Below are 15074 nucleotides of genomic sequence, written 5' to 3' on the forward strand. Positions count from 1 at the left end.
ATCAGACAATCGCTTATTTTTCAATGTCAAAGCCGTAGAGTGTCGCAAGATAATCTTCTGGTTTTTCTGCTCGACGAATCAAACGGGCCTGCCCATCTTCTTGAAGCAAAACTTCTGCCGAACGCAACTTGGCATTGTACTGATAGCCCATTGAAAATCCATGGGCTCCAGTGTCATGGATCACGAGTAAATCTCCAATCTCCGTCACGGGTAATTCTCTTTGTTTGGCAAATTTATCGTTGTTTTCACAGAGACTTCCCACGACATCGACCACTTCAGTTGGTTCATCTGAACGATCCATATTGGTAATATGGTGATAAGCACCGTACATAGCCGGTCTAAGAAGATTCACAGCTGAAGCATCGACACCCACATAGGTCCGGTAGGTTTTCTTTTTATGCGTCACTCTGGTTACCAAGAGGCCGTGTGAAGCCAGCATAAAGCGACCAAGCTCGGTATAGATTTTCACATGACCAAGTCCTGCTGGTTTGAGAATCTCATCAAAAACGCGATGCACACCTTCCCCAATAATGTTAATATCATTTGGTTCTTGTTCTGGCTTGTAATTGACCCCAACTCCACCAGAGAGGTTGATGAAGCCCAAGTGGACACCTGTTTTCACGACGACTTCTACTGCCAATTCAAAAAGTTGACGCGCTAACTCTGGATAGTAGTCGTTGGATACAGTATTAGAAGCCAATAAAGCGTGAATACCAAACTCTTCCACACCTAGTTCTTTCAACTCGATAAAGGCTTGGATCAATTGCTCCTTGGTCATTCCAAACTTGGCTTCTTCAGGATTGTCCATAATATCGGTTCCCAGTTCAAAAACTCCACCAGGATTATAGCGGCAAGAAATAACCTTGGGGATGCTGGTCACAGACTTCAAGAAAGCAATGTCTTCATAGGCGTCCAGATTGATAGTTGCCCCTAATTCTCTCGCATAGACAAATTCATCAGCTGGCGTGTTGTTAGAAGAAAACATGATTTCTTTCCCACTAAAGCCCAGTTTATCCGCCATTAACAATTCCACGTAGCTGGCCGTGTCGACTCCACAGCCCTCTTCTTGCAAAATTTTTAGGATCGATGGGTTAGGAGTCGCCTTGATGGCAAAGTATTCCTTAAATCCTTCATTCCAAGCAAAAGCTTGATGGAGGGCACGAGCCGTTTCACGAATTCCTGCTTCATCATAGAGATGGAAAGGGGTAGGAAATTCTTGGGTCAGACTTTCTAATTGTTCACGGGTTACAAAAGGTGTTTTCATAAGCGCTCATTTCTATTCTTTAGTCACTATTAGTATAGCACAAGTCGGAAGACAAAAAAAGCCGAGGCAACTGCCCCAGCTCAAGCTCTCTTTGATTAGTCGTTTCTTCCGAAGATACGAAGAAGGCTGATAAAGAGGTTGATAAAGTCAAGATACAGTTCCAAAGCCATTGCTACTGCCCAACCTGTAGCAGGTTGACCATTTGTTTGATCATAGACATAGCGAATCTTTTGGTTATCCCAAGCTGTCAATCCTGCAAAGAGGAAGACAGAGATGATACTCAAGATATAGTCCATTCCAGAACTTCTCAAGAACATGTTCACAACAGAAGCGATGATCACACCGATCAAGACTCCCATCAAGGCACGTCCCATTCCAGACAGGTCCTTTTTCACGACGCGTCCGATAGCTCCCATGACAATAAACATCAAGGCACTGACCAAGAAAGCCTTATAGACAGTTGCTTGCATGTAGCGAGCAATGATAAAGCTCAAGGTAAAGCCATTCAAAGCTGAGTAGATCAAGAAGATCGGAAGAGCAGACGGGCTATTTTTAACAGCCTTCCCACTTGCAACAAAGACCAAGATCAATTCTACAACCACTGCTGCATAGTAAACCATTGGTGCGGTTGTCAAGATTTGAACGAAGAAATCTTGAAAGACTGTCATCATAAGGCCAGACACAAGAGCTGAAATCCCTACACCGATCCCAACTAATGAATAGATTTTGTTATAAAAAGCATTCAATCCACTTTGTTCTTGGATTACTGAATCATTATACATATAAACAAGTTCCTTTCAAATTTGTTTACTACGATTTTAACATTTTTCGATGAAAAAATCTCCTTTTAGCCATCTTTTTACGCCATGGTTCTGAAGCTTCTTTAACAGCCCAGTATTTATCCACCATGGTCACTACGAAGGATTCTTTGTAGCGAGGCGGGGCAAGGGTAGCACCCCACATATGTTTAATAATGATGTCTTCTTCCTTGGCATTGAGATCTGTGATCTTTCGTGCATTTCTCACGGCAATGCGGGGATGGATCCAGGCGTGACTCTTGGTAAACTTGGTCTCGCGCCAATCATAGTAAAAGAGGTCATGCAAGAGGCCACCCCGAGCCGTACTTTTAGCATCCCAGCCAAATTTTTTAGCCAGTTTATAACTAGTATAGCTAACATGAATGGAATGCTCCAAACGATTGGAATGAATATGATGGGGGATGTCGGCTAATTTTTGAACCTTAGGGTGCTGGATCAACTGTCCCACATAGGTCATGTATTCTTTGTCACGATGATATTGCATCAGATCACCACCTTTCCTTGATAGGCTCTCCCAATAAGATTTCCACCAATTTCTTTTTTCAACTTAAGTATACTGCTTTTTCTCAAAAATTCCTTAAATGAAACATCAAAATTCCAGCAGCTACTGCAACATTCAAACTCTCAGCCCGACCCGGCATGGTAATATGAACAAGCTGGTTGGCTCGTGTAGCCATTTCTGGACTGATGCCCTTGCCTTCATTGCCCATCACCAAAATAAATTGATCAATCTGAGGGAGCTGACGGTAATCGATGGAAGCTTCTGATAGCGTCGTTGCGAGGACCGCTAGATTGGATTGACTAGCTCGTTCAAACAGTTCTTCTCGATCCAGTTTCCAGATAGGAATATGGAAATGACTGCCCTGCATGGATCGAAGAGTCTTGAGACTGTATAGATCTGCGGATGCTTTCGAAAGCATGACACCAGCAAAGCCGGCTGCATCTGCTGTTCGAATCATGGTTCCCACATTACCTGGATCTTGGACATCCTCCAAATAGAGGTAACGACCTTGTAACTGATATGGAAGGACGGGTTGCTCTAGAAGAATCTCTGCGACAATTCCTTGAGGGGTCTTCGAATCAGCCAAGAGACTCAAGATCTCCGAAGTCACGACAGTGACGTTTTGGATATTCTCTACCCGGTCTAAATAGGCTTCTAAAACAAAGACCTGCCGAATCTCCGCCTGATTTTCTACTGCCTCTTCAAAGAGATGCCAACCTTCAATGAGATAGGAATCTGTCCGATATTTTTTTTGATGTAATTTTTTAGCATTTTTGATTACATTATTGGATTTAGACGTTATAATATTCATAGACCTATTATAGCATAAAGAAAAAGAAGAAATCATACCTCAGATAGATTTCTTCGAGTCAAGGAGGATGAACATGCAAAAGGTAAAAATGATTGCCCAAGGACGGGTTCAAGGAGTTGGTTTTCGCTGGGGAGTCTGCAGTCTTGCTTTAGAGATCGGTGGGATTACTGGCCGTGTCTGGAACAATGACGATGGGACGGTTGGTATTCTAGCTCAGGCAGAGTCTAGCAGTCAAATGGCCAAATTCATCCAAGAAATACGCAAAGGTCCTACGCCGTTTGCGCATGTGACTTATTTGGATGTTACGCTAGCAAACTTTGAAAACTATAAGGACTTCAAAATTTCAAATTAAGACTAGAGAACTATTGTGTATTTTCAAAAAAAACAGTAGAATAGAAAGGTAACATTTTAAAAAAGAAGGAACGATTTGTGAAAAAAAATAAACTTGCATTATTGGCATCGATGGGACTAGCTTCGCTCGTCTTCTTATCAGGATGCGTGAGTGTCGATCGGAAAACTGGAAATCCAACTGGATTGATTTGGAATCTTCTTGGCCGTCCAATGGGCGAAGCCATCAAATTCTTTGCTAATAACCTTGGCTTGGGCTTTGGGATCGGGATTATTATCGTCACCTTGATCGTGCGTTTAATCATCTTGCCACTTGGTTTGTACCAATCATGGAAGGCAACCTACCAATCTGAAAAGATGAACTACTTGAAGCCTATCCTTGGACCAATCCAAGAGCGCATGAAGAACGCTAGCACACAAGAAGAAAAGCTATTGGCGCAACAAGAATTAATGGCTGCTCAACGTGAAAATGGGGTCAGCATGTTTGGTGGAGTTGGATGTTTACCACTCTTGATCCAAATGCCATTCTTCTCTGCCCTTTTCTTTGCGGCTCAGCACACCAAAGGGGTAGCAGAAAGTAGTTTCCTTGGTATTGCTCTTGGAAAACCAAGCTTGCTCTTGACAGCTATCGTAGCGGTTCTCTACTATATCCAAAGTATGCTCTCTCTTCATGGGATTGAAGATGAAACCCAAAAGGAAAGTATGCGTAAAGCATCACTGATGAGCCCGATTATGATCGGTGTCTTCTCATTGATCTCTTCAGCCGGAGTGACTCTTTACTGGGTAGTCGGTGGGGTGATCCAAATTATCCAACAATTTGTCATCAACTACTTGATTCGTCCAAATCTTCGCAAACGGGTCGCTGAGGAATACAAAAACAATCCTCCAAAAGCGACTAGTCACCGTGTGAAAAAAGACGTTACACCAACTGCAACGACACAAATTCAACACAAACCAAAAAACAACCGCAATGCAGGAAAACAACGCAATAGAAAAACGCAATAGAAAGTAGTACAAACTTCTAAATTCTAGCGGAATTACTGAAGCACCTGAACCCTCTAGTTCAGGTGCTTTTTTAATCCCTTTCAATCAATCAACGAAAAATTTACACCCTCACAAGGGGATTAAGAGCACAAAAAAACAAGCCCTCTTTGAGAGCCTGCATTTTATAGTTACGCTGTTTTTTCTACGTTCAAAATTTTCACTTGGTAGCTTCCAGCTGGTGTTTCAACAGTGACCACATCACCTGTTTTTTTACCAATCAAAGCGTGACCGATTGGGCTTTCGTTCGAGATCTTCCCTGCAAAGGCATCTGCCCCTGCTGAACCGACGATGCTGTATACTTCTTCATCTGTTTCGCCAACTTCTTGGACTGTAACGGTTTTTCCGATCGCAACTTCGTCTACTGCAACAGCATCACTATCGACGATTTCTGCATAACGGATTTTTGTTTCCAAGCTAGAGATTTGACCTTCCACAAAAGCTTGTTCATCTTTTGCTGCTTCATACTCAGAGTTTTCTGAGAGGTCACCATATGAACGAGCGATCTTAATCCGTTCTACCACTTCAGGACGACGGACCAATTTCAACTCTTCTAATTCTTGTTCCAACTTTTCTTTTTCTGCTAGTGTCATTGGGTATGTTTTTTCTGCCATTATTCTTCTCTTTCTATTATTTGAATGAAAAAGCTGTGGACGCGCCACATGCTTTTTCTAGTTTGAACTTGCTTGTGTCAATTTACTATTGACATGTTCTTCAACATTTTTATTGTGTTCTTCGTATGTCTTAGCGAAGAAAACTTCACCATTTTCGACATTTGCGACAAAATACAAGTAATCGGTCTTACTTGGGTTCACTGCCGCTTCGATCGCTGATACTCCAGGGTTATCCACTGGGCCAGGCATCAAGCCGGTATTCTTATAAATATTATAAGGTGAATCCAGCTCTGTATTGATCGTTGCATCTTCTTTTAAGGTCGTCTTTTGACCAAGTTTCCCTTCTGCATAAAGAATTGCAATATTACTTTGCAAAGGCATGTCTTGGTTCAAACGGTTATAGAAGACACTCGCGATATCTTTGCGGTCCTGATCCGTCGCCCCTTCTTTTTCAACCAAGGAAGCAAGAGTCAATACTTCGTTTACATTGATGTTCTTGCTCTCAAGTGTTTCATAGTATGGGCTTAAGTTTTGATCCATTGCCGCAAGCATCTGATCGATCATCTCTTTCACTGTGGTATCTTTGCCATAGTTATAAGTTGCTGGGAAGAGATAACCTTCTAAACGGTAGCGAACACCAGAATCCTTACTTGGCAGATTCGCCAAGAGCTTAGGATATTTGGCCACCATCTTCTCAATAAAGGCATCGTCTTGGACAGCCTTCAAGAAATCTTCTTTCTTAAATGGAGTCTTGCCTGCCTTCTTAGTGGAGACATCGGTGGTGATAGCCGTCGCAATCTGATCGATCGTATAACCTTCTGGAATCGTCACCTTCCCAAGAACTGGAGCCTGAGGAGTTTTGGTTCCCTCTTCTTGCAGTTTTTGGATGATGGTTTCTAGATCCATGCTCTTTTGCAAATTGAAATAACCAGATTTGAAATTGCTATAGTTCTTGAACTTGGTATAGTAGTTAAAGAACTGACCATTTTTCACGAGTCCTTTTTTCTCAAGGATCGCGCCAATCTCACGATTACTTGAACCTGCTGGAATCTCAACCGTTACGAATTCTGTTGCATTTTTATCCATCGGCTTGACAGCTGAATGGATATAGGTCACAGCAAAGATCCCTGTAGCCACGATCACAATCAGCAAAAGGCTGACCACTGTCCGCACAATTCGTTTAGCGATTTTATTTTGTTTCTTTTGTTTTTGTTGGCGCTGGTTACGAGAAGAGCGCGATAAGCTTTCCTCTACCGGTTCCTGACTTGGTTCTTTTGGAGCAGGCTTTGGAAGCTCACTCTTTTCTTCCACAGCAGGAGTCGCCTTTTCTGGCTCCACTGGTTCTTCTTTGGGAGCCAACGCAGATTCTTCTACTTTTGGAGGTAGTGTTGCTTCTTCCTCCTCTTTCAGTGAAGAAGGGGTTTCAATACTTCGATCAGGTAGATCATACTCTTTTTCGATTTTTAGAAGTTGCTCATTGGCCTCTTCTAAGTCTCTGAGGATCTGCTCTTTGAAGCTTAATAACTTCTCACTGTCTTGTGATTTATCAGTCAAATAATTGACCTCCCTCATCATAATCCTTAATATTATATCTTAAAAGATTTAGAAAAGCAATACAAATCGCCTTTCTTCTTTAAAATACCTATTTAATCAAGTTTTTCATTTTCCCAGACCAGATTGTACCAAACTTCACCCGCATATTGGGATTCTGACCGGCCTTCATTGGTAAATCCTTGCTTTTCATAATAAGGAATCAAATAATCATGACAGGTCAAATTGATCCCTTGGCGATTATCTTTCAACGCAATCTCTTTCATCGCTTCAAGCAAAAGGGTTCCCACTCCAAGTCCTTGAGCTTCTTTAGCAATGGATAGACTCGTAATGGAAATAAAGCCCTGTTCTAACTGACTTAGATCTTCAACCTCTGAAAAAGAGGAATCGATCAAATAGCGCTCCGGTCTAACAGGTCCTTCTAAATAGCCTAAAATCTGACCCTGGCACTCTGCTACAAGAAATGTCGTTTGAATCTTTTCGATGTGATCTTTTAAAATCTCACGCGCAATCGCTTCTTCTTCTGAGAAATTCTCAAGCTCAATGCGCTCGATGGCATCCAAATCCTGCAGCTCTGCCTGTCTAATGTGAATCTTTTCTTTCATCATTTACTCCTTCTATCGTTCCCAAACCATATGGACACCTCGATCAGACTCAGCTTCATCTCGAAATCCTTGCTGGGAAAAATAAGATAGTAAGTCTTCTGGGCAATCGATCCAAATGGCTTCCTTTTCCTTTTGAACAGCTAGATCCTTTAAAGCAGCGATTAAAATAGAACCATAGCCTTGACCTTGAAAGGCTGGTCTCACTGCTAGTCGCAATACAATTAGGTCTCTTTTTAAAGGCTGGTCTTCTGTCGCCAACAAGTAAGCCACAGCATCCCCCGCCTGCTCTGCAAGCAAAGAAATGGCTTCCTTCGAACCTAGCGCTTCCTCAAGAGTGGCCCTGTGCTCCTTTCCTTCATTGCCATGAAGTTCTTCTTCTAGTAACAGCAGCTGTTCTTGATCAGCTGGGGTGATTGATCGAATCATCATCCTGCTTTCCTCATCTCATACTCCTTCAGTGGACAGATAAATTTGAGTCTGGAACCAAAAGATTCCAGACTCAATCATCTCTTATTGTACACTATGTGTCAAACTAGATAATAAACGCTCAAATGAGTATTCATAGGTTTGAATATCTCCTGCTCCCATAAAGACATAGACTGCATTATCATGGTCAAGAAGAGGAGAAACATTCTCAGCTGTAATAATCGCTGAGCGTTTGACAATTTTTGCTTCCAAATCTTCAACTTTCACATCGCCGTGATCGACTTCACGCGCAGAGCCATAGATCTGTGCCAAGTAAACAGCATCTGCTTGATTCAAGGCTTCTGCAAATTCATCTAACAAGGCAATGGTCCGTGTAAAGGTATGTGGTTGGAAAATGGCCACAATCTCTTTACTTGGGTATTTTTGACGGGCCGCATCCAAGGTTGCAATAATTTCCGTTGGATGGTGCGCAAAGTCATCGATGATCACTGTTCCATTGACTACTTTTTCAGTAAAGCGACGTTTCACTCCAGCAAAGGTCTTCAAATGCTCGCGGACTAAATCTAAATCAAATCCTGCAATGTAAAGCAAACCAATGACTGCTGTAGCATTCATGATGTTGTGACGACCAAATGTTGGGATATGGAATTGCCCCAAATCTTCTCCACGGAAATGAACGTTGAAGGTTGAACCTGTCGTTGAGCGAAGCAAGTTGCTTGCCACAAAATCGTTCGTCTCCTTATCAAAACCATAGTAATAAATTGGTGCTGATGAGGTAATCCGACGCAATTCTTTGTCTTCTCCGTAGATGAAGAGGCCCTTACTGATTTGTTTGGCATAATCGTTAAAAGCATTAAAGACATCTTCCAAGCTCGTGAAATAGTCTGGATGGTCGAAGTCAATATTGGTGATGATGCTGTATTCAGGATGGTAAGGCATAAAGTGGCGTTCATACTCATCTGATTCAAAGACAAAGTATTTGGCTGCTGCAGAGCCACGACCTGTCCCGTCACCAATCAAATAACTGGTGTCAGTGATATTTGATAAGACGTGAGAAAGCATCCCTGTTGTCGAGGTTTTTCCGTGTGCTCCGGCAACCCCCATGCTGACGAAGTCACGCATAAATTCACCAAGGAATTCATGGTAGCGTTTATAAGTTAGGCCATGCTCATCTGCATAAGCAATTTCCACATTGTTATCTGGACGGAAAGCATTCCCGGCAATGAGGATCTTGTCGCCTTCCAAATTTTTCACATCAAATGGATAAATTTGAATTCCTACTTGTTCCAAGCCACGTTGCGTAAAGTAATACTTCTCAACATCTGACCCTTGAACCGTATGTCCCATTTGGTGAAGCATGAGGGCTAAAGCACTCATCCCTGCTCCTTTAATTCCAATAAAATGGTATGTATTAGACATGTTTTCTCCTTATTCTTGATCTAGATGGGTTAAATCCAATTCTTGTTTGATTGGCTGTGGTTTCAACTTGTGCTGATCTTTATTGTATATTTGGCTAGTCTTTAAGAAATCATAATTGTTTTTCTTTTCAGTCGGTTCTGCCACTTCTGGTTCTCCTGCAGATTCGAACTCTGCAAGGATCAACTGATCTTGTCGTAATCGTTTGCTATATTTCAATAATTCACCCGGATTTTCCTTTTGGAAGGGAGCCGTTGGCTGACCAGGTTTTCGTTCAGAAATAAATGGTTTTTTCCGTTTACTTGTAGTAGCTGCTGGATCCGTTGTCAGATAGGGAGCTGTGCGTTTCTTTTTCAGATCTTCACGAGCGCGCTCTCTCGCTTCCTCTGCATAACGATTGGCTGGGCTTTTTTTATCAATCGGCTCTTTAAAATCAGGTTTTCTTACTGGCCGTCTTTTCGGTAGGGGCTCTTCTAATGGTTGGTGGTAAGGATGCTTAGGTTTGGTATTTTCAGCAATCGGTTGCCATTCCAAATAATTTTTATCCACATAGTCGCCTGTAATGTTACTAATCAAGTCTGTTTCATCGTACAGGTTCATGTGGGGCATCTCTGTTAACATCAACTCATTATCCCCTACTTGAGGAAAATATTTTTCTGTCATGCTTTCTTCCTTTCGACACTCCATTAATTATAAACTATTCACAGAATTTTTCAAGCTATTCTGACTGAATTCCAAGAATCTCACGAATTTCCTCAACCGATAAACTAGATCGTGTTTCCGTTCCGTCTAAAATCGTTGAGACCAAGTGTCTTTTGGAAGCTTGTAGTTCTTGGATTTTTTCTTCGATCGTACCACGAGTAATCATGCGGTAAACTTCAACATTTTGTTCCTGTCCCATTCGATGGGCACGTCCAATAGCCTGGTCTTCCACTGCAGGATTCCACCACAAATCGACTAAGATGACCGTATCGGCACCAGTGAGGTTCAATCCAACCCCTCCAGCCTTCAGAGAAATGAGAAAAGCATGGCGCTCACCTGCATTAAAAGCATTGGTCATTTCTTGTCGATCTTTAGCGGGAGTAGAACCTGTGATTTTAAAGGAGGTCATGCCAAGCTGGTCAATCTCCTGCTCTAGGATATCCAGCATGCCTCTAAATTGAGAGAAGATCAAAACCCGGTGTTCGCCATCCTTGATTTGACCCAAAAGATCTCGAAGGCTCTCCAATTTCCCACTATCTCCCTGATAGTCTTCCATAAAGAGGGCGGGGGTATCACAGATTTGGCGAAGGCGCATGAGACCCGAGAGAATTTCCACCTTACTCCGATTTAGTTCTTCCTCGCTAGAGCTTCGAACCCGATCTTGAATTTGTTTTAATTGAGCCAAATAGATCGTTTTTTGGCTTTCATCCAACTCATTGTGGTAGGTTGTTTCAATCAAGTCCGGTAATTCTTGGAGCACTTCATCTTTTTTCCGTCTCATGACAAAAGGTTTGACAAATCGTGCAATGGTCTCAGGACTCAATTTTTGAAATTCTCTTTTAGCTGGGAAGAGCCCTGGAAGGACAATTTGGAAAATGGACCAGAGTTCACCCACATGATTTTCAATCGGTGTCCCAGATAGGGCAAACACATGCGGAACCTCAAAGCCACGTAAGTGTTGGGCAATCTTGGTTTGGGCATTTTTCATGACCTGGGCTTCATCTAGAATCAAGTACTCATACTGATTCTTCTGGTATTCCTCCACATCTTGACGAAAAGACGCGTAACTAGTGATAACTACCTGTGGATTGGTTGCGATGAGTTCATCTCGGTGCTGCTTGAGACCATAGACGACTGCCACTTCCATCTGAGGAGCGAATTTTGAAAATTCTTGTTTCCAATTGTAGATGAGACTAGATGGAGCTAGAATCAAGATTTTAGTTTCTTTTTTTGCGACACTGGTCAAGAAGGAAATAGTCTGCAGGGTTTTCCCAAGCCCCATATCATCCGCTAAAATACCACCAAAACCATAATGATTTAACATGGAGAACCATTTAACCCCTGTTTCTTGGTAATCCCTTAGGGTCGCTTGGATTGTCATCTGAGGGAGTTGGAAGTCTTCTGGATGAGTCAAATCATGAGCTAAATTTCGAAAGTCTTCTGAAAAATGAACATTGTCTTGATCTACCAACAAATCAGATAGCTGATAAGCGGCAATCCGGCGGGCTTGTAGTTTCCCACCCTTGCTCATTTTCGCCCGCAGATCTGCTAAGGCTCGACTGATCTTCTTGGTTTCTTCATCAAAGACAAGAACTTTCCCTGTATGGCTGACAAAATAGTCTTTTTGCCCTACTAGAGCTTTGAGGACCTGGTCCACTTCGGCTGGATCCACACTTTCAAAGTCAAAACCGATCTCCAGTAGACTGCCATTGGTTTTAACATCAATTTTTGGACGCTCCACTTGATAAAGATCTAAAAGGCTATCAGAGAGGGTAACCTCTCCTAAGGCTTCAAAAGTCGGGATCTGTTGGTGAAAGAATGGATAGATTTGCTCACTTGATAAAGGACTTCTTTGGGAAGAAAAATCATCCGTAAAACCTGCTGCTAGCATGGTTGAAAAGACTTCTTGCTCCTTATCGAAATCACTAGAATAAGGAAGATTGAGAAGTTCCTCACGCGTGGTCACCACACGATCCTGGTATTGAAAGACAACATCCAGTAATACAGTCTGATCCTGTGCTAGATCAAAATGAAATTCCGGAGTGAAATCGTGGATTAAAAAGCTGGTCGGGGCTGTTATTTGTCCCAGTTTTTTGAACTCTTTTAGACTATAGGAAAGTTTGGTCTGATCCGTTGGATCAAAATGCAGGCGTTTTTTGCGATCCTGATCCATTGGAAGATCTTGGATGGCCTTCCATAGGGTTCGCTGTTGGGGCGTCAGGTGATAGAAGACACCATTTCGAAACAGGTAAACAGCCGACTCGACAACCTTCACTTGTGGCTCCGTAATGATCAATTCGTAAAAATCACCATGGTCTTCCACCTGAAAATGAAAGAGATCTTCCTCCCCATGGACATCCTGAAAATAGACTTCAGAAAAATCATACAAGCTGTATTGCAAGAGGAAAGAATCCAAATTCATCAGTAATTCTACAGCTTCTTCAAAGAGAGTCGGTGGAAAATAAAGATGGCGCCCAGCATTGGGAAAGAAATCTTGCTCTTTCGAGCCACTATCTGTGACCAAGCCTTGTAGGAAATTGATCACATCCTGACTAGGCCCATCAAATTCTAAATAAGAAATGGGTTCATAGTAACTTTTGCCAATTGCAAAGTGGCCTTCTTTTTGAAGGGTCTGCAAAAAAGCTAGCACATCTCTGATCACATAAGAACGCTCGTCTGGCAAGCGACGAATGCGAAGGGTCCACAAGAATTGACCAGAGTATTCATCCTCCTGCCCGACTGCTGATAAGACATAACGTGTTGCTTTCTTTTCGATTTTTGGAAGAACCTGGTCTAAAAACAAACTTCCAAAAGAGACCTTCTCCTGCGTTTCTTCAGTCGCCGTGGCGTCTTCTTCAAGACTTGCAAGAGCTGCTTTCCCACTGTCATCATTCTTCAAAAAAGCTTCCACAGCTGCCAGATGCGTACAGAATTTTTTCTTTTGAAAGAAAGCACAGCTACAAAAAACAGCATCGTCGTCCAAACTGTACCGCAAGCTTTCTTCTTCCACCCGAAAATATAGGTATTTTTCTTTTACTTCCTGAAGGGAAACCTTCCCAGCTTCATAGAGAAGGCTCCCTTGTGAACGAACCTTCCCAGGAATTAATTTTGCCATGTTTACCACCTTAGATTAATCCCTTTATTATACCATATTTAAGATAAAATTAGAAAAGATAGTCATCATCTTGAAAGGTTTTTAGCCCATTTTAAAATAGAAAAACTGAGACAGCATTGTCCCAGTTTTTTATATGATTTCGTAACTTAGTCATCACAAACAGCTATCCACGCTTCTTCTCTTTTGACTGTTTGAGCGAACAATAGATAGAATAGCTAAATAGAGAGGAGAAAGATTCCGATAGCTCACAGAAAAACACAAAAAACACGACCTTATTTTTTAATAAAATCCCCAGTAATAGGATCAAGAGCTCCAAGTTTACGATCGAACCGATAAACAAGAGATACAGATAGATCTTAAATAATAAGTACACAGACCTAAAGCTCTCATGATGTTCATGAGTTTACTCTACTCATCCTTAAAAAAAGTAACGCTTATGCGCTACTTTTAGTTGTTTTCATAGTTGGAAGAACGAGCATTTTATCATTTGAAATATCCTTCCCGACTTTGATCCATTTGTCTCGTATTCCCTACTTCCGTTTTCGCGCAATCAAATGGATCGGGGTTCCTTCAAAAACAAAGGCCTTGCGAATTTGGTTCTCCAAGAAACGAAGGTAAGAGAAGTGCATCAGTTCTTCTTCATTAACAAAGATCACAAAAGTTGGCGGCTTGGTTGCTACTTGTGTCGCATAGAAGATCTTGAGACGTTTTCCTTTATCTGTCGGTGTTGGATTAATGGCAATGGCATCCATAATCACATCGTTCAAGACAGCTGAAGGAATCCGCGTATTTTGACTCTCACTGATCTGTTTGATCATCTCTGGCAACTTGTGCAAGCGTTGTTTAGTTAAGGCAGAGACAAAGACAATCGGCGCATAAGAAAGGTATTGGAATTGATCGCGAATGTCATCTTCCCACTGCTTCATGGTATGGTTGTCTTTTTCAATGGTATCCCATTTGTTGACAACAATGATCATACCTTTACCAGCTTCATGAGCAAAGCCAGCGATCCGCTTGTCATATTCCCGAATCCCTTCTTCGGCATTAATAACCATCAAAACCACATCTGAACGGTCGATGGCACGCATGGCACGCATGACAGAATATTTCTCAGTGTTTTCATAGATTTTACCAGATTTACGCATACCAGCTGTATCGATCATGGTAAATTCTTGACCATCTGCATCGGTAAAATGGGTATCGATGGCATCCCGTGTAGTTCCAGCAACAGGGCTTGCGATAACTCGGTCTTCTCCAAGGATCGCATTGATCAAGCTTGATTTTCCAACATTTGGACGACCAATCAAGCTAAATTTAATGATATCTGGATTTTCTTCTTCTGTTTCATTCGGGAGATTTTCAATGATGGCATCAAGCACATCCCCAGTTCCGATCCCGTGGACAGAGGATACCGGTAGTGGCTCACCCAGTCCCAAGGCATAAAAATCATAGATATCATTGCGCATCTCTGGATTATCCACCTTGTTGACTGCAAGAATGACCGGTTTATGGGTCTTATACAAGATACGAGTGACATATTCATCCGCGTCCGTGATCCCTTCTTTCCCAGAAACGACAAAGACGATCACATCTGCTTCGTCCATGGCAATTTCTGCCTGATGCTTGATTTGCTCCATAAATGGGGCATCTACGTCATCAATTCCCCCTGTATCAATGATACTAAATTTTCGATTCAACCACTCAGCTGTTGCATAAATGCGGTCACGAGTGACTCCTTCTACATCCTCAACGATGGAAATCCGCTCACCGGCAATCCGGTTAAAGAGTGTAGATTTTCCGACATTGGGACGGCCTACAATCGCAATAGTTGGTAGGGCCATGATTTCCTCTTTTCTAATGA

14 protein-coding genes are annotated in these 15074 nt (G+C 42.1%); 2 read left to right on the forward strand and 12 right to left on the reverse strand.

From position 1 onward, the window contains the following. Nucleotides 1–13 precede the first annotated feature (13 nt). From O3642_RS03915 to O3642_RS03930, 4 genes are all read right to left on the reverse strand, one after another. Nucleotides 14–1264, reverse strand: a complete 1251-nt coding sequence (locus tag O3642_RS03915; RefSeq protein WP_371605445.1) for a diaminopimelate decarboxylase — start codon at nucleotides 1262–1264, stop codon at nucleotides 14–16. A gap of 95 nt (nucleotides 1265–1359) precedes the next feature. Continuing rightward, nucleotides 1360–2046: a Bax inhibitor-1/YccA family protein gene (locus O3642_RS03920; protein WP_003008369.1), complete on the reverse strand. Its 687-nt coding sequence runs from the start codon at nucleotides 2044–2046 to the stop codon at nucleotides 1360–1362. 28 nt (nucleotides 2047–2074) lie between these two features. Beyond that, the gene (locus O3642_RS03925) at nucleotides 2075–2566 is read right to left on the reverse strand and encodes an HD domain-containing protein (RefSeq protein WP_013904023.1); all 492 of its coding nucleotides are present in this window, start codon (nucleotides 2564–2566) and stop codon (nucleotides 2075–2077) included. Nucleotides 2567–2648: 82 nt separating this feature from the next. After that, nucleotides 2649–3395 carry an RNA methyltransferase gene (locus tag O3642_RS03930; protein WP_118095469.1) on the reverse strand — a complete coding sequence of 249 codons (747 nt, stop codon included), beginning with the start codon at nucleotides 3393–3395 and terminating at the stop codon, nucleotides 2649–2651. A gap of 73 nt (nucleotides 3396–3468) precedes the next feature. Here O3642_RS03930 and O3642_RS03935 point away from each other — a divergent pair, with 73 nt between their 5' ends. Continuing rightward, a complete protein-coding gene (locus O3642_RS03935; RefSeq protein WP_041818353.1) occupies nucleotides 3469–3747 on the forward strand; it encodes an acylphosphatase in 279 nt (92 codons plus the stop codon). 77 nt (nucleotides 3748–3824) lie between these two features. Continuing rightward, nucleotides 3825–4748, forward strand: coding sequence for a membrane protein insertase YidC (gene yidC / locus O3642_RS03940; RefSeq protein ID WP_118095470.1), 924 nt, complete (start codon nucleotides 3825–3827; stop codon nucleotides 4746–4748). A gap of 167 nt (nucleotides 4749–4915) precedes the next feature. Here yidC and greA read toward each other — a convergent pair whose 3' ends face one another. From greA to der, 8 genes are all read right to left on the reverse strand, one after another. Next, nucleotides 4916–5398 (reverse strand): transcription elongation factor GreA, encoded by a 483-nt coding sequence (gene greA, locus O3642_RS03945; protein ID WP_003005389.1) that lies wholly within the window; start codon nucleotides 5396–5398, stop codon nucleotides 4916–4918. A gap of 57 nt (nucleotides 5399–5455) precedes the next feature. Beyond that, complete coding sequence (mltG, locus tag O3642_RS03950; RefSeq protein WP_371605446.1) at nucleotides 5456–6973, reverse strand: endolytic transglycosylase MltG; 1518 nt, start codon at nucleotides 6971–6973, stop codon at nucleotides 5456–5458. Between the two features lie 71 nt (nucleotides 6974–7044). Next, complete coding sequence (locus O3642_RS03955; RefSeq protein WP_176745539.1) at nucleotides 7045–7554, reverse strand: GNAT family N-acetyltransferase; 510 nt, start codon at nucleotides 7552–7554, stop codon at nucleotides 7045–7047. A gap of 12 nt (nucleotides 7555–7566) precedes the next feature. Next, nucleotides 7567–7983 (reverse strand): GNAT family N-acetyltransferase, encoded by a 417-nt coding sequence (locus O3642_RS03960; protein WP_024054776.1) that lies wholly within the window; start codon nucleotides 7981–7983, stop codon nucleotides 7567–7569. An 81-nt stretch (nucleotides 7984–8064) separates the two neighbouring features. Beyond that, nucleotides 8065–9399, reverse strand: coding sequence for a UDP-N-acetylmuramate--L-alanine ligase (gene murC, locus O3642_RS03965; protein WP_024054775.1), 1335 nt, complete (start codon nucleotides 9397–9399; stop codon nucleotides 8065–8067). Between the two features lie 9 nt (nucleotides 9400–9408). Further along, entirely contained in the window at nucleotides 9409–10059 is a 651-nt protein-coding gene (locus O3642_RS03970) for a hypothetical protein (RefSeq protein WP_003017389.1), read from the reverse strand. Between the two features lie 55 nt (nucleotides 10060–10114). Further along, nucleotides 10115–13213, reverse strand: a complete 3099-nt coding sequence (locus O3642_RS03975) for an SNF2-related protein (RefSeq protein ID WP_371605447.1) — start codon at nucleotides 13211–13213, stop codon at nucleotides 10115–10117. Between the two features lie 530 nt (nucleotides 13214–13743). Next, entirely contained in the window at nucleotides 13744–15054 is a 1311-nt protein-coding gene (gene der, locus O3642_RS03980) for a ribosome biogenesis GTPase Der (protein ID WP_155126611.1), read from the reverse strand. Nucleotides 15055–15074: the final 20 nt, after the last annotated feature.

Source organism: Streptococcus sp. 27098_8_66 (assembly GCF_041431945.1).
Taxonomy (GTDB): Bacteria; Bacillota; Bacilli; order Lactobacillales; family Streptococcaceae; genus Streptococcus; species Streptococcus dentalis.